17 protein-coding genes are annotated in these 18,168 nt (G+C 67.8%); 3 read left to right on the top strand and 14 right to left on the bottom strand.

The features are described from left to right. Positions 1-32 precede the first annotated feature (32 nt). Genes A9A59_RS04395 through coxB form a run of 5 tightly spaced genes read right to left on the bottom strand, consistent with a single transcriptional unit; the run spans position 33 to position 3,973 of the window. Positions 33-542 (bottom strand): hypothetical protein, encoded by a 510-nt coding sequence (locus A9A59_RS04395; protein ID WP_098503121.1) that lies wholly within the window; start codon positions 540-542, stop codon positions 33-35. Between the two features lie 12 nt (positions 543-554). Continuing rightward, entirely contained in the window at positions 555-1,124 is a 570-nt protein-coding gene (locus A9A59_RS04390; RefSeq protein ID WP_098503120.1) for a cytochrome c oxidase subunit 3, read from the bottom strand. Further along, positions 1,125-1,328 carry a cytochrome C oxidase subunit IV family protein gene (locus A9A59_RS04385; protein WP_098503119.1) on the bottom strand — a complete coding sequence of 68 codons (204 nt, stop codon included), beginning with the start codon at positions 1,326-1,328 and terminating at the stop codon, positions 1,125-1,127. 15 nt (positions 1,329-1,343) lie between these two features. Beyond that, positions 1,344-3,200 carry a cytochrome c oxidase subunit I gene (locus A9A59_RS04380; protein WP_278286788.1) on the bottom strand — a complete coding sequence of 619 codons (1,857 nt, stop codon included), beginning with the start codon at positions 3,198-3,200 and terminating at the stop codon, positions 1,344-1,346. A 2-nt stretch (positions 3,201-3,202) separates the two neighbouring features. Then, complete coding sequence (coxB, locus tag A9A59_RS04375; RefSeq protein WP_165772493.1) at positions 3,203-3,973, bottom strand: cytochrome c oxidase subunit II; 771 nt, start codon at positions 3,971-3,973, stop codon at positions 3,203-3,205. A 234-nt stretch (positions 3,974-4,207) separates the two neighbouring features. Between coxB and A9A59_RS13990 the strand changes: the two genes are divergently transcribed. Next, positions 4,208-4,825: a hypothetical protein gene (locus A9A59_RS13990; protein ID WP_098503117.1), complete on the top strand. Its 618-nt coding sequence runs from the start codon at positions 4,208-4,210 to the stop codon at positions 4,823-4,825. On the opposite strand, the gene A9A59_RS04365 is transcribed toward A9A59_RS13990, so the two are convergent. Beyond that, positions 4,779-5,252, bottom strand: coding sequence for a pyridoxamine 5'-phosphate oxidase family protein (locus A9A59_RS04365; protein WP_098503116.1), 474 nt, complete (start codon positions 5,250-5,252; stop codon positions 4,779-4,781). The genes A9A59_RS13990 and A9A59_RS04365 overlap by 47 nt on opposite strands. Before the next feature lie 49 nt (positions 5,253-5,301). Then, positions 5,302-5,859, bottom strand: coding sequence for a hypothetical protein (locus tag A9A59_RS04360; RefSeq protein ID WP_098503115.1), 558 nt, complete (start codon positions 5,857-5,859; stop codon positions 5,302-5,304). 139 nt (positions 5,860-5,998) lie between these two features. Here A9A59_RS04360 and A9A59_RS04355 point away from each other — a divergent pair, with 139 nt between their 5' ends. Further along, on the top strand, positions 5,999-8,302 hold the full coding sequence (locus A9A59_RS04355) for a CaiB/BaiF CoA transferase family protein (RefSeq protein WP_098503114.1): 2,304 nt from the start codon (positions 5,999-6,001) through the stop codon (positions 8,300-8,302). Here the strand turns inward: A9A59_RS04355 and A9A59_RS04350 are convergent. From A9A59_RS04350 to secA, 3 genes are all read right to left on the bottom strand, one after another. Next, on the bottom strand, positions 8,299-9,147 hold the full coding sequence (locus tag A9A59_RS04350; protein ID WP_098503113.1) for a PIG-L deacetylase family protein: 849 nt from the start codon (positions 9,145-9,147) through the stop codon (positions 8,299-8,301). The genes A9A59_RS04355 and A9A59_RS04350 overlap by 4 nt on opposite strands. 70 nt (positions 9,148-9,217) lie before the next feature. Then, positions 9,218-9,601 carry a hypothetical protein gene (locus A9A59_RS04345; protein WP_098503112.1) on the bottom strand — a complete coding sequence of 128 codons (384 nt, stop codon included), beginning with the start codon at positions 9,599-9,601 and terminating at the stop codon, positions 9,218-9,220. Continuing rightward, positions 9,601-12,201, bottom strand: a complete 2,601-nt coding sequence (gene secA, locus A9A59_RS04340) for a preprotein translocase subunit SecA (protein WP_098503111.1) — start codon at positions 12,199-12,201, stop codon at positions 9,601-9,603. The genes A9A59_RS04345 and secA overlap by 1 nt, the downstream gene beginning before the upstream one ends. Positions 12,202-12,372: 171 nt before the next feature. On the opposite strand from secA, the gene A9A59_RS04335 reads away from it, so the two are divergent. Beyond that, positions 12,373-12,816 carry a hypothetical protein gene (locus A9A59_RS04335; protein WP_098503110.1) on the top strand — a complete coding sequence of 148 codons (444 nt, stop codon included), beginning with the start codon at positions 12,373-12,375 and terminating at the stop codon, positions 12,814-12,816. 105 nt (positions 12,817-12,921) lie between these two features. Here the strand turns inward: A9A59_RS04335 and A9A59_RS04330 are convergent, their stop codons facing one another. Genes A9A59_RS04330 through nuoK form a run of 4 tightly spaced genes read right to left on the bottom strand, consistent with a single transcriptional unit; the run spans position 12,922 to position 18,164 of the window. Beyond that, positions 12,922-14,421 carry an NADH-quinone oxidoreductase subunit N gene (locus tag A9A59_RS04330; protein WP_098503109.1) on the bottom strand — a complete coding sequence of 500 codons (1,500 nt, stop codon included), beginning with the start codon at positions 14,419-14,421 and terminating at the stop codon, positions 12,922-12,924. 1 nt (position 14,422) lies between these two features. Beyond that, positions 14,423-15,928, bottom strand: coding sequence for a complex I subunit 4 family protein (locus A9A59_RS04325; RefSeq protein ID WP_098503108.1), 1,506 nt, complete (start codon positions 15,926-15,928; stop codon positions 14,423-14,425). 4 nt (positions 15,929-15,932) lie between these two features. Beyond that, complete coding sequence (gene nuoL / locus A9A59_RS04320) at positions 15,933-17,837, bottom strand: NADH-quinone oxidoreductase subunit L (RefSeq protein WP_098503107.1); 1,905 nt, start codon at positions 17,835-17,837, stop codon at positions 15,933-15,935. Between the two features lie 18 nt (positions 17,838-17,855). After that, positions 17,856-18,164 (bottom strand): NADH-quinone oxidoreductase subunit NuoK, encoded by a 309-nt coding sequence (gene nuoK, locus A9A59_RS04315; RefSeq protein ID WP_098503106.1) that lies wholly within the window; start codon positions 18,162-18,164, stop codon positions 17,856-17,858. Between the last annotated feature and the right edge of the window lie 4 nt (positions 18,165-18,168).

Below are 18,168 nucleotides of genomic sequence, written 5' to 3'. Positions count from 1 at the left end.
CCTTGGGCGGCCGCACCGGGGGCGGGCGGGGCTCAGGCGGGGGAGGGTTCGGCGGGTTCGCCGCCGAGGCGGCGGGCGACGATGGCGGCGACGCCGAAGGCGATGCCGAAGGGGACGCCGAGGGCGGCGGCGGGGATGAAGGTGACGGTGATCGGCGGGCGGCGGTCGAGCTGGTAGCCGATGACGCCGCCGGTATGGAAGCTGCAGGCGATTTCGCCGCCTTTTTCGGCGGGGCGCACCTCGGCGGTGGCGCCGGGCCGGATGAGCGTGCCCGCCAGGTAGTGCTCGACGGCGTCGTTGTTCGTGATGCGGACGATACCGGTGCGGCCGCCGCGGATGACGGAGGGGATGCCGGGGACGCGGCGGCCCTGGGCGATGAGTTCGGAGGCGCCCGGCGGGATGACGATCTCGTCGGGCGCCCGGGCGGTTGTCGGCTCAAGCATCGCCCACCAGAGGACGCTCACCAGCCAGCCGACGAGGAATCCCCCGAGGGTCCAGAGGAGGAGCTGGCGTGTGATGGGGCTGGCGAGGACGTTGCGCATGGCGGAGCGAGGTTACTTGGTGAGGTAGAGGGCGGGGTAGTAGAAGACCCAGACGACGTCGACGAAGTGCCAGTACATGACGACCGCGCTGACGGCCCAGGGGTTCTTCGAGCTGTAGCGGCCGCGGAGCGCCTGGAGCCAGACGAGGATGAGCATGATGACGCCGGTGACGACGTGGGTGGCATGGATGCCGGTCATGGCGAAGAAGACGGAGCCGAAGGCTTCGTCGCGGTGGAAGTGCGCAATCGACCACTCATAGGCGACGCCGCCGGCAAAGATGAGGCCGAGCAGGATGGTGAAGAAGAGGTACCAGCTGGCGACCTTCTTGTTGTCGTGCTCGATGGCGGTTTCTGCGGTGTAGGCGGTGACGGAGCTGATGAGGAGGATGACGGTAATCGCGAGACCGAGCAGCTGGTTGAGCTCTTCGCGGTGGATGCCTTCGAGGTAGAAACGGGCGCTGAGGAGGAGACCGAAGAGAATGGTCTCGGAGAAGAAGAAGAGCCAGAGCCCGGCGCGCTTGATGGCGAGGTGGTTGTGGGCCGGGGCGTGAGCGGCTGGCTGGTGTGCGGTTGCGAGCGCCATTTAGTGGGCCTCCTGGGGCCGCCAGAGGCGGTAGATGTGCATGAAGTAGTAGATGATGAGCCCGGCCTTGCCGAGGGCGGAGACGGAGATGCCGAGGAAGCGGACGAGGTCGTCGTCGACGTGGGTGGCGAAGAGGTACTCGGTGACGGTGAGGACGGCGAGGATTGCCGCGACGATGAGGCCGGTTTGCATCGGTTTGCGCATGGTCGTGACTCCTGGTTACTGGCCGCCGCCGCCCGCGGGAGCGCCGGCGAAGCCGGCGGAGGGGACGGGGAAGGTGGCGTGCTTTGAGCCGGGGACGCCGTAGTCGTAGGGGCCGCCGCTGACGACGGGCGGGACGGGGAAGTTCTCATGGGGCGGCGGCGAGCTGGTCTGCCACTCGAGGGTGCGGGCCTGCCAGGGGTTGGCCTCGGCGACGGGGCCGCGGACCCAGCTGTAGACCATGTTCCAGATGAAGACGAGGAAGGAGGCACCGAGGAAGAAGCCGGCGAGGCTGATGGCGAGGTTGACGGGGTCGAGCTCGGAGGGGAAGTCGGCGATGCGGCGGTTCATGCCCTTGATGCCGGGCAGGTGCATGAGGAAGAAGGTGGCGTTGAAGCCGATGAACATCCACCAGAAGTGGAGCTTTGCGAGCCGCTCGCTGTACATGCGGCCGGTCATCTTGGGGAAGTAGTAGTAGATGGCCGCGAAGAGGGCGAAGATTTCGCCGCCGACGATGGTGTAGTGGAAGTGGGCGACAACGAAGTAGGTGTCCTGGAGGTGGATGTCGGTGGGGACATCAGCGAGGAAGATGCCGGTGACGCCGCCGCAGGCGAAGTTGAAGATGACGGCGAGGGCGAAGAGCATGGGCGGCTTCAGCCAGAGGCGGCCGAGCCAGATAGTGCCGAGGGCGGAGAGGAAGATGAGGCCGGTGGGGATGGAGATGAGCTCGGTGGCGACGAGGAAGGGCCCGTGGAGGTAGTTGGGCATGCCGGAGGTGAACATGTGGTGGGCCCAGACGACGCCGCTGAGGCCGAGGATGCCGAGGAAGGCGGCGACGGCGTAGCGGTAGGCGAAGAGCGGCTTGCGGGAGAAGTGCGCGATCAGTTCGAGCGCAAGGCCGAAGCCGGGGAGGACCATGATGTAGACGGCGGGGTGCGAGTAGAACCAGAAGACGTGCTGGTAGAGGAGGGGGTCGCCGCCGCCGGCGGTGTTGAAGAAGGAGAAGCCGAGCCGGTCGAGGAGGACGAGGAAGAGCGCCGCGGCGAAGCCCTGCGTATAGAGGAGGGCGATCCAGGAGGTGGCGAACATCGACCAGACGAAGATGGGGAGGCGGCCCCAGGTAAGGCCGGGGGCGCGCATGTAGATGATGGTGACGATGAAGTTCAGGGCGCCGAGGATGGAGGTGAGGCCGAAGGTGATGATGGAGAGGCTGAAGAGGACCTGGGCGCTGTTGGTGTAAATCGCGAGCGGGGGGTAGGCGGTCCAGCCGTGCTCGATGCCGCCGAGGAAGGGGGTGGCGAGGAGGCCGACGGCGACGGGCGGGACGAGCCAGAAGGTGAGGGCGTTGAGGCGGGGGAAGGCCATGTCCTGGGCGCCGATCATGAGGGGGACGGCGTAGTTGCCGATGCCGCCGATGACGGCGGCGACGGCGACGGCGACCATGAGGATGCCGTGGAGGCCCATGGTGCCGTTGTACTGGGCGTTGCTGAGGAACTGGTTGCCGCTCTGGGCGAGTTCGAGCCGCATGAGCATGGCCAGGGCGCCGGCGAGGAAGAAGACGACCATGAAGGTCACGAGGTACTGGATGCCGATGACCTTGTGGTCGGTGTTGAAGGTGAAGTAGCGCTGCCAGCCGGGGAGCTGGCGGGTGTAGGTTTTGAGGCCGAACCATTCGCGGCCCCACTGGCCCCACATGCCGATGCCCATGAGCCACATGAAGAGGCCGAGGACCCAGCCGCCGATGATGTTGATTTCGCCGCCCCAGGGGTCGGAGTAGCCGAACAGCCAGCGGAGGAAGGCGACGATGCCGAGCCCGAGGTAGAAGCCGATGAGCCCGAGGCCGAGTGCGCCGAAGACGGATTTGACTGCGTACATGCTTACTTCCCCTCGCTCTTGAGGCTGGCGAGCCAGGCCTCAAATTCGGATTCGGTGACGACGCGGACCGGGAGCCACATCTTGGAGTGGTCGAGCCCGCAGAGCTCGGCGCACTGGACGCGGTAGGCCTGGTCATCGTTGTAGGCGCCGAGTTCGGTGGGGTAGACGGTCATGTAGGTGGTGCGCCCGGGGATGGCGTCGATCTTCATGCGGAACGCCGGGATCCAGAGGGAGTGGACGACATCGACGGAGTTGACGTTGAAGCGGACGTGTTTGTTGACCGGGATGACGACCTCTTTGCCTTTCGTGACGGAGATTTCCGTTCCATCGGGGTAGGTGAAGGTCCACTGCCACATGAAGGCGGTGACATCGATTTCGAGGTCGGCTTCTTCGGGGCCCCAGCCGTAGGCGGTATAGCTGGACTGGAGCTTGGCGAGGCCGGTGAGGCCGGGGTGAATCATGACGAAGACGGCAAGTGCGCCGGTGATGGCGAGCCAGATGCGGGGGACCCAGCCGCGGCCGCGAATGGGTGGTCCGTCCTCATCGGGCTGGTCGCCGCGGACGCGCCAGGTGAGGGCCGCGTAGGTGACGACCGCGATGACGAAGGTGAAGACGGGGATGCCGAGGATGAGGAGGAAGCGGAAGATGCTGTCGAAGTCCTCGGCCTCGTGCGAGCCGACGGGCGGGAAGAGGTCGGCGAAGACCAGGAGCTCGCCGATGGCGGTGAGGCCGGCCCAGAGGAGGGCGACGCTGATGAGATGTTTCCCGTGCACGGGCAGCGCTCCGTTCGAGGTTAAGGGCGACGGAGGGCGGCGGACTCCCCCATTCCGTTCGCCGCAGCAGGCTCATGCTAGGAAGGCGCGGAGGGGAGGCGGTACGGCCGGGCGGGTACCCATCTGGTGACCGGTTGGCCCTCGCAGGGGGAGTGCAACATCGGGGATATCGCGCGGCTGCATAGCCGAAGGTCCGGGATGCCGGCAGAGCCGTGAACAGCCGAGAATGGAAGCATGAGGTGGTTTTGGCGACGGACGACGGAGCAATCGCCGGCGGAGCCGATGCCGGGGTTCGGGGCCTGGCTGCTGCTGCAGTTCGCGGGGGAGGAGCCCCTGGAGGGCATGCCGTTTGCGCGGCTGGAGCGGGTGTGCAGCAATGCGGCGTCGCTCGTGTGCGGGGCGGCGTTCGCGCGGCCGGGGCCGTTCGAGCGGCCGGAGGTGCTGCGGCCGGCGATGCGGGAGGAGGCCGCGGTGGTTTCGCGGCGGACGGCGGACGGATTCCGGGCAGCGCTGGCCGACCGGGAGAACACGGTGCTGGCGTGGCCGTGGGAGCATATCGGGACGAGCGTGGCGTGGCAGGCGACGCGGGCGGGCACGGTGGAGGCGGCACAGCTCGGGGAGCGGGTAGAGCAGCTGGCGGCAGCCTACGGGATTTACTTCCGGGAGCAGCTTACGGCCGTGCTGGACCTTTGGCGGCAGGTTGCGGCGGGGGTGTACCGGGGCGAGCAGGAGCCGGACCTGCCGCGGATGGGGGCGCAGATGCTGGCGGCGTACGAGGCGCAGCGGGACCGTGAGCAGCCGGGGCCTAGCCGTTTGCCGGGCGCCAGACGCGGGGCGGCTTCCCGGTCATGATTTCGCTCAGGCGCGAGACTTCGATGCGGATGGGGTCGAGGCGGAGCGCGCCGAAGGTGGGGTCGGAGGGGCCGTTCCGCCAGAGAGTGCCGGGGTCGTAGCCGAGCGGGGGCGGGGTCGACTTGAAGAAGTCCCAGAGCCACTGGCGGCGTTCGAGGGAGGTATCCCAGGAGGCGCGGCACTCAGCGTAGACCTGCTCGTGCTGCTGGTCCCAGTAGGCGACCGCGACCCAGGGGTTGGCGGCGATGTGCTTCGCCTTGAGGGAGAGCGGCGAGGTGGCGACCCAGCCGACGTGGCCGTCCCAGATGGGGTGCAGGATGCGGGAGCGGGGGCGGCCGCGCGTGTCGACGGTGGTGACGACGGCCCAGACGATGCGGCGGGTGATAGCGTCGAATTCTGGCTGGAGTTCGGCCCAGGTGACGTTCATGCGCGGCCTCCGGCGGAAGCGTCTCGCGCGGGAATGTACAAATTTTTGACTAGCGCTGTCGACCCGGGCTGCGGGGTCCGCGGCGGGCGGGCCGCGGCCGGCGGCGCGGCTCGGGTGCGGCGAGGAGGGAGAGGAGGGCGGGCGGGAGTTCGAACCCGGGACCGGGCCGGCCGGCGAGCAGCCAGGCGGCGAGGGTTGCCGCGGCGGCATCGTCGGCGGCGAATGCGGGGAAGGCGGCGCGGAGGGCGCTGAGGAGCGCGCCCAGGGCGGCGGGGGACGCGGGGATGGCTGCGGGCTGGACGCCGAGGGCAGTGAGCGCAGCGCGGAGGGCGGCGAAGGCAGGGCCGTGACCGGCGCCGGTGACGGGGAGGGCGTCGCGGAGGAGGCCGGCGAGCGCGGCGAGGTCGGGAGGCCGGCGGAGGTGCTGCCAGGCGGCGCGGGCCTCGGGGGAGAGCTGGACGACGTCGGCGCCGGGCGCAGCCGGCGAGGTAGCCCCGGGCGGGGCGAGGGCGAGCCTGGCCAGCGCCTGGCGGGCTTCGGCCGCGCGGAGGTCGACGGACCGCTGGAGGAGCGCCCGGGGGAGGTCGGCGTGGTCGATGATGCGCATGGCGGGTCCTTCGTCCTGATTGTCGGCCGGGGGCAGCGCCGCCGGAGCGGCGGGCACCGGACCGTCCCGGGGTTGTCTCCGGGCCGCCCCCGGGGCGAGGCGATGCCGATGCGCCGGCTCCGGGCTATAGTTCCGGGCCATGAGTGCGTTCAGCGGATTCCGGGTCATCGATTTCTGCCAGGGCATCGCGGGGCCGATGGCGACGATGCTGCTTGCCGACTTCGGCGCCGAGGTGATCAAGGTGGAGCCGCCGGGGGGCGACCGGATGCGGGAGCACCCGGGGTACTGGTGCTGGAACCGGAACAAGCGGGTGGTGACCCTGGACCTCCACCAGTTCGAGGGCCTGGCTGCGGCCCGGGAGCTCCTTGCCAGTGCGGATGCCGCTGTGTTCGACTGGGCCCCGGGGGAGTTAGAGCGGAGCGGCCTCGACTCCGTTTCCGTGCGCGGCACTGACCCCGCCCTGGTGCACGCATGGTTTCCGCCCTACTCCCCCCTCGGACGATGGAGCCAGCTGCCGCCGGACGAGGGGCTGCTGGAGGCGGTCTCGGGCGTGGCGTGGCTGCAGATGAGCTACGAAGACCGGCCGACCTACCTGGTGACGCCGCAGGTGCAGTACGGCCAGGCGATGCTCGGTGCGGGGGCACTTGCCACGGCGCTGTACGCAAAGCTGCGCACGGGCCGGGGGCAGACGCTGGAGGTGAGCGGCCTGCACGGGGTGGCGGCGGTGGAGAGCGGCGGGACGATTAAAGCGGGGGAGATGTTCCGCCTCGGGGGCCGGGGAAGCAGGGGCGGTGTGCCGAACTACCGGCTGTACGAGTGCGCGGACGGGAAGTGGTTCTTCCTCGGCACGCTGACGCCGCAGTTCTTCCTGAAGGCGCTGGAGGCGACGGACATGCTCCACCTGATGGCGCTGGAGGGGGTGGAGGGTGAGTTCACGAATCTGCTGAAGCCCGGGGTCAACCAGCAGGTGATCGAGGCGCTCGAAGCGCGGTTCAAGGAGAAGCCGCGGCAGGAGTGGCTGGATATTCTCCAGGCGGCCGGGGTGCCGCGCGGGCCGGTCGGGACGATCGACGAGTGGTTCAACAGCGAGACGGTGCGGGCGAACGGGATGCGGGTGGAGCTGGAGCACGAGCGGCTGGGCAGGGTGGTCATCCCCGGGGTGCCGGTGACGCTGAGCGCGACCCCAGGCGCCGTGCGGCATCTCCCGCAGCCGGCGGCCCTCTCGGATATCGGGGCGCACGAGCGGGTGCGGGGCGGGGACGGGCCGGTGCTGCCGGGCGGCCCGCTGGCCGGGGTGCGGGTGCTCGACCTGGGGGCATTCATCGCGGGGACGTACGCGCCGACGATCCTGGCGAACTGGGGCGCCGACGTGATCAAGGTGGAGCCGCTGGAGGGCGACCCGTTCCGGACGTACGGGCTTGGGTTTGTGGGCTACAACCGGGGGAAGCGGAGCCTGGCGATCGACCTGAAGCGTCCGGAGGGGCGGGACGTGTTCCTCGACCTCGTGCGGGTGAGCGATGTGGTGCTCGACAACTTCCGGCTGGGGGTGCGGGAGCGGCTGGGGATCGACTACGCGGCGCTGCGGGCGGTGAACCCGCGGATCATCAGCTGTTCGGTGACGGGCTATGGGCCGAGCGGGCCGCTGGCGCAGGACCCGGGGTTCGACCCGCTGGTGCAGGCGCGGAGCGGGCTGATGGCGCTGCAGGGCGGCGACGACGAGCCGGTGTTCTACCAGATCCCGGTGAACGATACGGCGAGCGCGATGATGGCGGCCTTCGGGGTGGTGGCAGCGCTGGCGGCGCGGGAGGTGACGGGCGAGGGCCAGGAGGTGACGACCTGCCTCGCGAACCAGAGCGTGCTGACCCTTTCGGGCGAGGTGACGTGGTACGAAGGGCGGCCGCCGAACCCGAAGGGCGGGCTCGACCTGCTGGGGCTTTCGGCGCTGAACCGGTACTACCAGTGCGCGGACGGCTGGGTGCTGATTGCGGCGACGAAGCCGGAGCACTTCCACGGCGTGTGCGCGGGGCTGGGGCACCCGGAGTGGGCCGGGGGCTGGCTGGCCGAGCAGGCGCTGCGGGAGCCGGTGGAGGGGAGGCTGGCCGAGCGGATCGCCGGGGTCCTGGCGGGGATGCCGCGGCTGGAGGTGCTCGACCGGCTGCTGACGCGGGGGGTGCCGGCCGCGTCAGCGGTCTCGACGGAGGAGCTGTTCGAGGACCCGTGGCTGCACGCCTCGGGGTACTTCGAGGATTTTGAGCACCCGCAGCTGGGGACGGTCCGCGGGCCGCGGCTTTTGGGGTGGTTCCCGGAGATGCCGAACGGGTACCCGCGGCGTTCGCCGCTGGTGGGCGAGCACACGGTGGAGGTGCTGCGCGAGTGCGGCATCAGCGAGGATCGGGTTGCGGCGCTGCTGGCGGATGGGGTGGTCCTGCAGGGGCAGGGTTAGCCGGCGGCGGTACGCTGCGGCTTCGGGCGGGGCTCGGCCGGGGCTGCTGCCTGCGGCTGGCGCATGGGCCGGCGGATGCTCCACCGGCGGAAGCGCTCTTCGATCGGTTTGCCGGGTTCGCGCTTTTCGCGCTCGGCCCGCTCGCGGAGGAAGTCCTCCTTTGTGCGGCCGCCGAGCTGGCTGGTGTGGCAGAGGATCGCCTCGACCTTTTTCTCCCAGTAGTCGGTAATGTCGACGCTGTAGTCGGGCTTATCGGCGCCGGCGAGGAGGACTTCGTTGACCTGGTGGCTTTCGAGGCCTTCGTGCTCGTGGTGCTGGTAGAAGAGGCGGTCGCGGACGATGGGGTAGATGGCGTCCATGGTGGCCTGGCCAACGTTGCGGTGGTCGCGGTGGTTGAAGGTGCCGCGGAAGGCGTCCCAGGTGATGACGACATCGGGCCGGTAGAGGCGGAGGAGGCGGACGATCTGGCCGCGGAGTTCGGCGCTTTCGGAGGTGAAGCCATCGGGGTAGCCGAGGAAGATGCACTCTTTGACGCCGAGGACGCGGCAGGCTTCGCGCTGCTCTTCTTCGCGGATGGCGGCGAGCTTTTCGGGGTGCATGGTCGGGTCGTGGGTGCCTTTGTCGCCGCTGGTGACAACGACGTAGATCACCTCCCACCCTTCGGCGCACCATTTCGCGACGGTGCCGGCGCAGAGGAAGTCGGCGTCATCTGGGTGGGCCATGATGACCATGGCGCGGGCGGGGCCCTGGATGGGCGGGAGGGGCTCGGGCTGGGGCGGCGCGGAGGAGCCGGCCCCGGGCTGCCGGTGCTTGGCTTTCTGCTTCTTCTGTTTGTCTTTGCTCATGGGCCTGCGGAGCGCGTGTGCGAGGGTGTGGGCCAACTGTACCAGAGCGGTGCGCGAGGCTCGCGGCGGCTCAGGCGCCACGCGGGCGGACGCGGAGGGCGATTTCGCCGCGGCCGATGGGGCGCTGCTCGACGAGGGCGAGGGAGGCGGCGGGGAGGAGGGGTTCGAGCTCCGAGGGTGCGGGCGATTCGGGCTCGGCGGGGTCGAGGATGAGCCAGGCTTCGCCGCGGGCGACGGAGGTCATCCAGGCGAGGCGGCTGAGGAGGCCGGGCTCGAGCTGGGCGCGCTCGGGCCACCAGAGGATGCGGGGGGTGGGTTCGGCGGTGAGGATGGAGCTGGCGAAGGCGGGCCGGGGCTTCATGCGGGAGGCCTCGGCGAGGACGGAATCGGGCGCGGAGACGAGCATGATGGGGCCGTCGCTGGTGCTCAGGCCGAGGTCGGCGAGGGCGCCCATCAGCGGATCAGCTTCCGCCGTTTCGCGGCGCTGGAGCCCTTGCCGCCGGCCTGAGGCGCTGCGCCGAGCCGGCGGATCTCCTCGGGGCTGGGACCGCTGGCCTTCGCGAGGATGGGCGCGGCCTTTTGCGCCGGCGCCGGGGCGGCAGCGCCGTCGCCGACGGGGGCGGGTGCGGGCTGGGGCGCTGGCTGCTGGACAACCCGGACCTTGAAGATGGTGCGGGCGACCTGGCGGCGGATGTTCTGGACGAGCTGCTGGTACATATCGTGGCCCTCGCGCTTGAAGGCGACGAGGGGGTCGACCTGGGCGTAGGCCTGGAGGCCGATGCTCTGGCGGAGTTCTTCGATGGCGGTGAGGTGTTCGCGCCAGTGGGTATCGATGGCTTCAAGGAGGAGCCAGTGCTCGACCTTGCGCATGTTTTCGGGGCCGATGGCGGCCTCCATCTGCTCGTAGCGGTCTTCGGCGCGGTCGAGCAGCTCGTCGGTGAGCTCGTCGCGGAGCTCGGCCATCTCTTCGATGGTGGGCAGGTCTTCGGGGAGGAAGATTTCGCGGAGCTCGGCGTGGGCGAGTTCGAGCGATTCGAAGTCGTCGGGATTGACGTTCTCGGTGATGCGCTCGATTTCGCGGAAGAGCATCTCCTCGAGGACGTTGGCGCGGGTATCGACGCCGCGGAGGATCTTGTCGCGCTGGCTGTAGATCTGCTTGCGGTGTTCGTTGATGACGTCGTCGAACTCGACGAGGCGCTTGCGGATATCGAAGTTGTGGCCTTCGACCTTCTGCTGGGCCTGCTCGATGGCGCGGGTGACCATGCGCGATTCGAGGGGCATGTCCTCGGTCATGCCGAGCTTCTGCATCATGCCGGGGACCCAGTCGGGGGCGAAGCGCTTCATGATGTCGTCGCCGAAGGAAACGAAGAAGCGAGAGGAGCCGGGGTCGCCCTGGCGGCCGGCGCGGCCGCGGAGCTGGTTATCGATGCGGCGGGATTCGTGGCGCTCGGTGCCGATGACGTGGAGGCCGCCGAGCTCGGCGACGCCTGGGCCGAGCTTGATGTCGGTGCCGCGGCCGGCCATGTTGGTGGCGATGGTGACGGCGCCGCGCTGCCCTGCCTGGGCAACGATCAGGGCTTCGCGTTCGTGGTGCTTGGCGTTGAGGACCTGGTGGGGGATGCCCCGCCGGGCCAGGAGGCTGGAGAGGTATTCGGATTTTTCGATCGAGGTGGTGCCGACGAGGACGGGCCGGCCGATGCGGTGCATCTCCTCGATTTCGTTGACGACGGCGTTGAACTTGGCGCGCTCGTTGATGTAGACGACGTCGGGGTGGTCGACGCGGATCATCGGGCGGTGGGTGGGGATGACCACGACGTCGAGCCCGTAGATTTTGTGGAACTCTTCGGCTTCGGTTTCGGCGGTGCCGGTCATGCCGGCGAGCTTCTCGTAGAGGCGGAAGAGGTTCTGGAAGGTGATGGTGGCGTAGGTGATCGATTCGCGCTGGATGGGCACGCCTTCTTTGGCTTCGACGGCCTGGTGGATGCCGTGGCTCCAGCGGCGGCCGGGCATGAGGCGGCCGGTGAACTCGTCGACGATGATGACTTCGCCGTCGCGGACGACGTAGTCGCGGTCGATGCGCTTGAGGTACTCGGCATCGAGGGCGGCTTCGAGGTGGCGGGCCAGGCGGGGGTCGCCTTCGAAGATGTTGCGGATGCCGAGGGCGCGTTCGACGCGTTCGATGCCCTCTTCGGTGAGGGCGACGTGCTTCGCCTTGTGGTCGATGACGTAGTCGATCTCTTCGCGGAGGCCTTTGACGGCGCGGGCGAACTTGATGTAGGTGGCGCTGGCTTCTTCGGCCTGGCCGCTGATGATGAGCGGGGTGCGGGCTTCGTCGATGAGGATGTTGTCGACTTCGTCGACGATGGCGAAGTAGAGGTCGCGCTGGGCTTTGTCTTCCCATTCGCGCACCATGTTGTCGCGGAGGTAGTCGAAGCCGAACTCGTTGTTGGTGCCGTAGGTGATATCGGCCTGGTAGACCTCTTTACGGGTGGCCGGGCGGAGGTCTTTGTAGCCGGTTGCTGGGCCTTCGGTTTCGGGCTCGTAGCCCGGTTCGTACATGAAGGAGATGCCGGCGTTCTGGATGACGCCGACGGACATGCCGAGAGCGTGGTAGACGGGGCCGTACCAGGCGGCATCGCGGCGGGCGAGGTAGTCGTTGACGGTGACGACGTGGACACCGCGGCCGAGGAGGGCGTTCAGGTAGACGGGGGCGACGGCGGTGAGGGTTTTGCCTTCGCCGGTGCGCATCTCGGCGATGCGGCCTTCGTGGAGGACGATACCGCCCATGAGCTGGACGTCATAGGGGCGCTCGCCGACCTTGCGGGCGGCCATCTCCCGGGTGACGGCGAAGGCCTCGGGGAGGAGGTCATCGAGGGTTTCGCCCTGGGCGAGCCGCTCCTTGAATTCGGCGGTTTTCGCGGCGAGCTGCTCATCGGAGAGCGCTTCGGTCTCGGGGGCGAGGTCGTTGATTTCGTCGACGATTTTTTGCAGGCGCCTCAGCTCCCGCTCGTTGGAGTCGCCGAGGATGCGATTGAGAAAACCAAGTTTCGGCATGCTACGCCCAGTGTAGCGCGGAATGGGCAAGGCGCGGCAAGGCCGGGGAAACGGGTCGGACTGGTGCCATGTGTTTCCCGTCTCGGAATGCAGGGCTTTCTGATGTGTTGACTGGCGGGTTAAGCCGGGTTTACGTTTCGGAGAAGGACAACACACGAAGGGGAGTGCGTCATGCAGAGGGTTGTGTGGGGCGCGCGGGCCGCGATGGCGGCGGCGCTGCTCGTTGCGGGGGCCGCCGCGGGGCTGTCGGCCGGCTGCGGGGGCGACGATGACGATGATGCGACGCCGCGCCTGAACGCGGAGCTGTTCGACTGGGGGATAAAGCTCGACCGGACGTCGGTGCCGGCCGGGGACGTCCGGGTGAAGGCGAAGAACACCGGGACCACGGCACACGAGCTGGTGTTCGTCCGGACCGACCTGCCAGAAGACCGGCTGCCGGTGAAGGAGAAGAAGGTGGACGAGGAGCAGGTGGAGGTGGTCGGAGAGATTGAAGAGTTCCCGGCGAAGAAATCGCGGGAGGCGACGCTGGAGCTGCCGGCCGGGCGGTACGTGTTGATTTGCAACATTGCGACACACTACGAGCTGGGAATGCACACGGTGCTGGAGGTGCAGTAATCGTCCGGGACGTTCACCGGGATCGAAACAAAGAAGGCGCCGCATCCGCGGCGCCTTCTTTGTTTGGACGTGCGGTGTGGTGAGCGACGGGCGGAGGCGGCCCGCTCAGGGGGCCTGCACGCGGGCCGCGGCAGCGGCGGAGGCGGCATCGAAGAGCGGGCGGGCGGCCTGCTCGGAGAATTCGAAGGCGGGCCCGGGGTACATGCCGATGAAGAGGATGCCGACCAGGAGCACGGCGGCCAGGCCCCAGAGCACGGGCTGGACGCGGTAGCGGCTGGCATCGCCGACGGGGTCGAAGAGGTACATCTGGCGGATGACCATGAGGTAGTAGTAGAGGCTGATGAAGCTGTTGAGGACGGCGAGGGCGACGACCCAGATGGTTTCGTCGGTGGTGGCGCCCTGGAGGAGGAAGAGCTTGGTCGCGAAGCCTGCGAAGAAGGGGAGGCCGGCGAAGGAGAAGAGGGAGGCGGTGATGACGAGGGCGAGGAAGGGCTGGGTTTCGGCGAGCCCGCGGAGGCCGGCGATCTCTTCACTGCCGGTGCGGTTGACGGCGGCGGTGAGGGCAGAGAAGAGCGCGAGGGTGGTGACGATGTAGCCGACGAGGTGAACGAGGAGACCGCTGGTGGCGTTGATGCCGACCTGGGCGTCGCCGTAGCCGAGGGCGGCGATGGAGATGAGCATGTAGCCGACCTGGCCGATGGAGGAGTAGGCGACGAGCCGCTTGAGGTTCTTCTGCTGGATGGCGATGAGGTTGCCGACGGTCATGGTGAGGGCGGCGAGGGCGAGGAAGGCCCAGCGCCAGGTCTCGGCGTCGGTGACGAATGCGCTGGAGAAGAGGCGGAGGATGAGCGCAAAGCCGGCCGCCTTGGAGAGGGTGGAGAGGAAGGCGGTGATGGGGAGCGGCGCGCCTTCGTAGGCGTCGGGGGCCCACATGTGGAAGGGGGCGGCGGAGACTTTGAAGCCGACGCCGGCGAGGATGAGCATCAGGCCGACGACGACGGCCGGGTCGAGGCCGGAATCGCGGCTGGCGTAGGCTTCGGCGATGCCGGCATAGCTGGTGGTGCCGGCGGTGCCGTAGACGAGCGAGAGGCCGTAGAGGAAGAGGGCGCTGGAGAATGCGCCGAGGAGGATGTACTTGAGGCTGGCCTCGTTGGAGCGGAGGTCGCGCTTGAGGATGCCGACGAGGATGTAGAGGGAGAAGGAGAGGACTTCGAGGGCCAGGTAGGCGGTGAGGAGTTCGGTGGCGCCGGCCATGACGGTCATGGCGGAGCCGGCGACGAGGAGGAGCCCGTAGAACTCGCCGTGGTCGACGCCCTTGTGGCGCTTCAGGAATTCGGCGGACATGAGGGCGACGACGAAGACGATGCCGGCGGCGAGGAGGCGGAAGAAGCTGGTGAAATCGTCGCTGAGGAAGAGCCCCTGGTACGACTTCGGGTCGCGGTCGAGGAAGGCGAGGCCGGCGGCGAACCAGGCGAGCGCGCCGAGTGCGGTGAGGTAGGCGAGGGTATCTTTGCGGACCTTCGGGGCGAAGAGTTCGATGGCGATGATCAGGAGGGCGACGCCGCAGGCGATGTATTCAGGGATGAAGAGTGCGTAATCGCGCATGTCAGCCAGTGACCCCCGGGAGGAGGGTGACGGTATGGCCTACCCGGTCGGTGAAGGGTGCCCACCAGACGCCCATGATGACGATGGAGGCGATGAGCATGGCGCCGGAGAGGCGTTCGATGGGGGTGAGGTCTTTCAAATCCTTCCAGTGGGGATTGGTGGGACCGAAGAAGACGGTCGCGAACATGCGGAGCATGTAGGCGGCGGCGAGCGCGGCGGCGAAGATGGCAAGGGCGCCGAAGACCGGGTAGGTGCGGAAGGTGCCGACGAAGATGTGGAATTCAGCGGTGAAGCCGGAGAAGCCGGGCAGGCCGACGTTGGCGAGGCCGGCGATGGCGTAGAAGATGACCCAGAGGGGCATGACCTTCGCGAGGCCGCCGAATTCCTTCATGTCGCGCGTATGGGCCTGGTCGTAGAGGGCGCCGATCATGAGGAAGACGAGGGCGGTCATCACCCCATGGGAGAACATCTGGAGGACGGCGCCGGTTATCCCGATGGTGTTCATGGTGGCGAGGCCCATGAGGACGTAGCCCATGTGGCTGACGGAGCTGTAGCCGGAGATGAGCTTGAAGTCGCGCTGGGTGAGGGCAGCGGTTGCGCCGTAGACGGCGCCGATCGTGCCGAGGACCATGAGGGCGGGCATCCAGAACTCGGCGCCCTCGGGCAGGAGCTGGATGCCGAGGCGGATGATGCCGAAGGCGCCGAGCTTCATGAGGACGCCGGCATGGACCATGGAGACGGCGGTGGGCGCCGACATGTGGCCGTCGGGGGACCAGGTGTGGAACGGCCAGAGAGCGGCGAGGACGCCGCAGCCGACGGCCATGAGCGGGAAGATGACCTTTTGGGCGGTTGGGCTGATGGCGCCGTTTTGGCCGGCAGCCCAGAGCGAGGGGAGGTCGAAGGTGCCGATGTTGGCCTGGTGGAAGACGGCAAAGATGCCGATCCAGATGAGCACCGAGCCGCCGACCAGCATCAGCGTGAGCTTGGCGGCGCCGTACTCCTTGCGGGTGGAGCCCCAGACGCCGATGAGGAGGTAGAGCGGCATGACCGCGAGTTCGTAGAAGAAGAAGAAAAAGAAGAGGTCGTAGGCGAAGAAGGTGCCGAAGACGCCGGCGAGGAGGATCCAGTAGAGGATGTAGAAGTCTTTGTTGCGGTACTCGATTTTCCAGCTGGCGAGGGCGCCGGCGAAGGCGACGACGCCGGTAAGGAGGGCGAGGAGGGCAGAGATACCGTCGACGGCGAGGCGGAGGGCGATGCCGTTTTCGCCGAGGAAGGCGGTGTTTTCGACCCAGGTCCATCGGAGGTTCATCTGGGCCTGGTCGCCATCGACCTGGTAGGCGGTGAAGATGTAGATGGAGAGCGCGGCGAGGATGGCGCCGGTGACCGCGGAGATGTACCGGACGGCCATCTTTTGGGAGCCGGGGGTGAAGACGAGGATGAGTGCCGCGAGGAGCGGCACGGCGATGGTGGCAAGGACGACGTAGCCCTGGCCTTCGTCGAAGGTCATGCGATTAGCCCCTCACCGCCAGGCCGGCGAGCGCGAGCCCGATCACGCCGAGGGCGACGGCCATAGCGTAGTTGGGGACGCGTCCGGTCTGGATGTATTTGAGAACACCGCCGGTGAACCCGGTGATTTGCGCCGAGCCATCGACACCGGTGTCGTTGACGACGTAGCGGTCGAACCAGGAGACGATGTAGCTGAAGCCGAGGACGCCGCGGTCGATCATGCCCTGGTAGAGCTCATCGAAGTAGAACTTGCTGCGGAGCATGTCGTAGAGGCGGGGCTGCCAGTTCGCGAGGGCGGTGGAGCGGCGGAGGTCGTTGCCCCAGTACATCCAGGCGGCGGCGAAGATGCCGGTGACGGCCATCGCGACAGAGGCGGCAGCGAAGCCCCACTTGAGCTTGTAGACGTGGGGGCCGTGCTCGGGCAGGAAGATGAACTCGGTGATTCCGCCGGGGAAGCCGAGGGCCTTGCCGACATCCTGGAAGACGACGAAGCCGCTGGTGACCGCGAGGAACGCGAGGAAGACGAGGGGGCCCGTCATGACCGGCGGCGTTTCGCGGGTGTGTTCGTAGACGTGCGGGTCGGCGGGGCGGCCCATGAAGGTGCGGATGAAGAGCCGGGTGGTGTAGAAGGCGGTCGTTACGGCGCTGATGCCGAGGAGGATGACGGCCCAGGCGCCCCATTTATGTTCGAGGACGACGAAGATTTCGTCTTTGGACCAGAAGCCGGCGAGCGGCGGGACGCCGGCGAGTGCGAGCGAGCCGATGAGGAAGGTGGTGCCGGTGATCGGCATCTTCTTCCAGAGGCCGCCGAGGCGGTCCATCTCCTGGTTGTGGTGGGTGCCGATGATGACAGAGCCGGCGCCGAGGAAGAGGAGGGCCTTGAAGAAGGCATGGGTCATGAGGTGGAACATGGCGACAGCCGGTTCGCCGGCGCCGAGGGCAACGAACATGAAGCCGAGCTGGCCGACCGTGGAGTAGGCGAGGACCTTTTTGATATCGGTCTGGGCGAGGGCGATGAAGCCGGTGAGGAGGGCGGTGACGAGGCCGACGATGGTGACCGCCAGGAGCATGCCGTCGGCGACTTCGAACATGGGCAGGAGCCGGGCGGTGAGGTAGACGCCGGCGACGACCATGGTGGCAGCGTGGATGAGGGCGGAGACGGGGGTGGGGCCTTCCATGGCGTCGGGGAGCCAGACGTGGAAGGGGACCTGGGCGCTCTTGCCCATGCAGCCAAGGAAGATGAAGGCGAGGGCAGTAAAGAGGTACGGCTGGCTGAAGTGCCCCTCTTCGGCGAGGTGGATGAGCTCCTGGATGTTGAAGGTGCCGCCTTCTTTCCAGAGGAGGATGATGCCGATGAGGAGGCCGACATCGCCGATGCGGGTAGTGACGAACGCTTTCTTGGCGGCCTCGGTGGCGGAGCGCTTTTCCCAGTAGAAGCCGATGAGGAGGAAGGAGCAGACGCCGACGAGCTCCCAGGAGATGTAGAGGAGGAGGAGGTTATCGGCCATGACCAGGAGGAGCATTGAGGCCGCGAAGAGCTGGAGGACGGCGTAGAACCAGAAGTAGCGGGGCTCTCCCTTCATGTAGCCGAGGGAGAAGATGTTGACCATGAGGGCGACGGTGGTGATGACCCCGAACATGACGATGGTGATGGGGTCGATGAAGATGCCCATGCGGAGGGTGAAGGTCTCCCCGATGGAGGACCATTCGATATCGTTGACGACGGGGCCGATTTTGCCGGGGGTATCGAGGAAGTCGGCGAGGACGACGAAGAAGAGGACGAAGGACGAGGCGATGGCGGCGATGCCGAGGTAGTCGCCCCCGCGCGGCAGGGCGCGCCCGAAGAGTGCGAGCACCAGAAACACGCCCGCCGGGATAGCGGCGAGCACCCAGGCCTGTTCAGCTCCCATGCGTAGTCCTGGCCCCTTTTACCACTTCATGGTTGCTGCTTCGTCGACGTTGGCGGTCGCGCGGTTCCGGAAGAGCCGGATGACGATGGCGAGCGCGAGGCCGACTTCGGCAGCGGCGACGGTGATGATGAAGACGGCGAAGATGGCGCCGACGATTCGACCAGGGTCGAGGTAGGCGGCGAACGCAACGAAGTTGAGGTTCACCGCGTTGAGCATCAGTTCGACGCTCATGAGGATGAGCACGGCGTTGCGGCGTGCGAGGACGCCGTAGACGCCGAGGGCGAACATGACAGCGCTGAGGGCGAGGTAGTTTTCCAGCGGTACCATCGGT

The sequence above is a fragment of the Tepidiforma thermophila genome (genome assembly GCF_002563855.1).
Lineage (GTDB): Bacteria > Chloroflexota > Dehalococcoidia > Tepidiformales > Tepidiformaceae > Tepidiforma > Tepidiforma thermophila.
This window is presented reverse-complemented; position numbering and strand designations above follow the sequence as displayed.

What these genes read in the sequence shown, in the direction of transcription:
- A9A59_RS04395 (WP_098503121.1), bottom strand. Translation starts at nt 542, where the DNA reads ATGCGCAACGTCCTCGCCAGCCCCATCACACGCCAGCTCCTCCTCTGG.
- A9A59_RS04390 (WP_098503120.1), bottom strand. Translation starts at nt 1,124, where the DNA reads ATGGCGCTCGCAACCGCACACCAGCCAGCCGCTCACGCCCCGGCCCAC.
- A9A59_RS04385 (WP_098503119.1), bottom strand. Translation starts at nt 1,328, where the DNA reads ATGCGCAAACCGATGCAAACCGGCCTCATCGTCGCGGCAATCCTCGCC.
- A9A59_RS04380 (WP_278286788.1), bottom strand. Translation starts at nt 3,200, where the DNA reads ATGTACGCAGTCAAATCCGTCTTCGGCGCACTCGGCCTCGGGCTCATC.
- A9A59_RS13990 (WP_098503117.1), top strand. Translation starts at nt 4,208, where the DNA reads ATGAGGTGGTTTTGGCGACGGACGACGGAGCAATCGCCGGCGGAGCCG.
- A9A59_RS04365 (WP_098503116.1), bottom strand. Translation starts at nt 5,252, where the DNA reads ATGAACGTCACCTGGGCCGAACTCCAGCCAGAATTCGACGCTATCACC.
- A9A59_RS04360 (WP_098503115.1), bottom strand. Translation starts at nt 5,859, where the DNA reads ATGCGCATCATCGACCACGCCGACCTCCCCCGGGCGCTCCTCCAGCGG.
- A9A59_RS04355 (WP_098503114.1), top strand. Translation starts at nt 5,999, where the DNA reads ATGAGTGCGTTCAGCGGATTCCGGGTCATCGATTTCTGCCAGGGCATC.
- A9A59_RS04350 (WP_098503113.1), bottom strand. Translation starts at nt 9,147, where the DNA reads ATGAGCAAAGACAAACAGAAGAAGCAGAAAGCCAAGCACCGGCAGCCC.
- A9A59_RS04345 (WP_098503112.1), bottom strand. Translation starts at nt 9,601, where the DNA reads ATGGGCGCCCTCGCCGACCTCGGCCTGAGCACCAGCGACGGCCCCATC.
- secA (WP_098503111.1), bottom strand. Translation starts at nt 12,201, where the DNA reads ATGCCGAAACTTGGTTTTCTCAATCGCATCCTCGGCGACTCCAACGAG.
- A9A59_RS04335 (WP_098503110.1), top strand. Translation starts at nt 12,373, where the DNA reads ATGCAGAGGGTTGTGTGGGGCGCGCGGGCCGCGATGGCGGCGGCGCTG.
- A9A59_RS04330 (WP_098503109.1), bottom strand. Translation starts at nt 14,421, where the DNA reads ATGCGCGATTACGCACTCTTCATCCCTGAATACATCGCCTGCGGCGTC.
- A9A59_RS04325 (WP_098503108.1), bottom strand. Translation starts at nt 15,928, where the DNA reads ATGACCTTCGACGAAGGCCAGGGCTACGTCGTCCTTGCCACCATCGCC.
- nuoL (WP_098503107.1), bottom strand. Translation starts at nt 17,837, where the DNA reads ATGGGAGCTGAACAGGCCTGGGTGCTCGCCGCTATCCCGGCGGGCGTG.
- nuoK (WP_098503106.1), bottom strand. Translation starts at nt 18,164, where the DNA reads ATGGTACCGCTGGAAAACTACCTCGCCCTCAGCGCTGTCATGTTCGCC.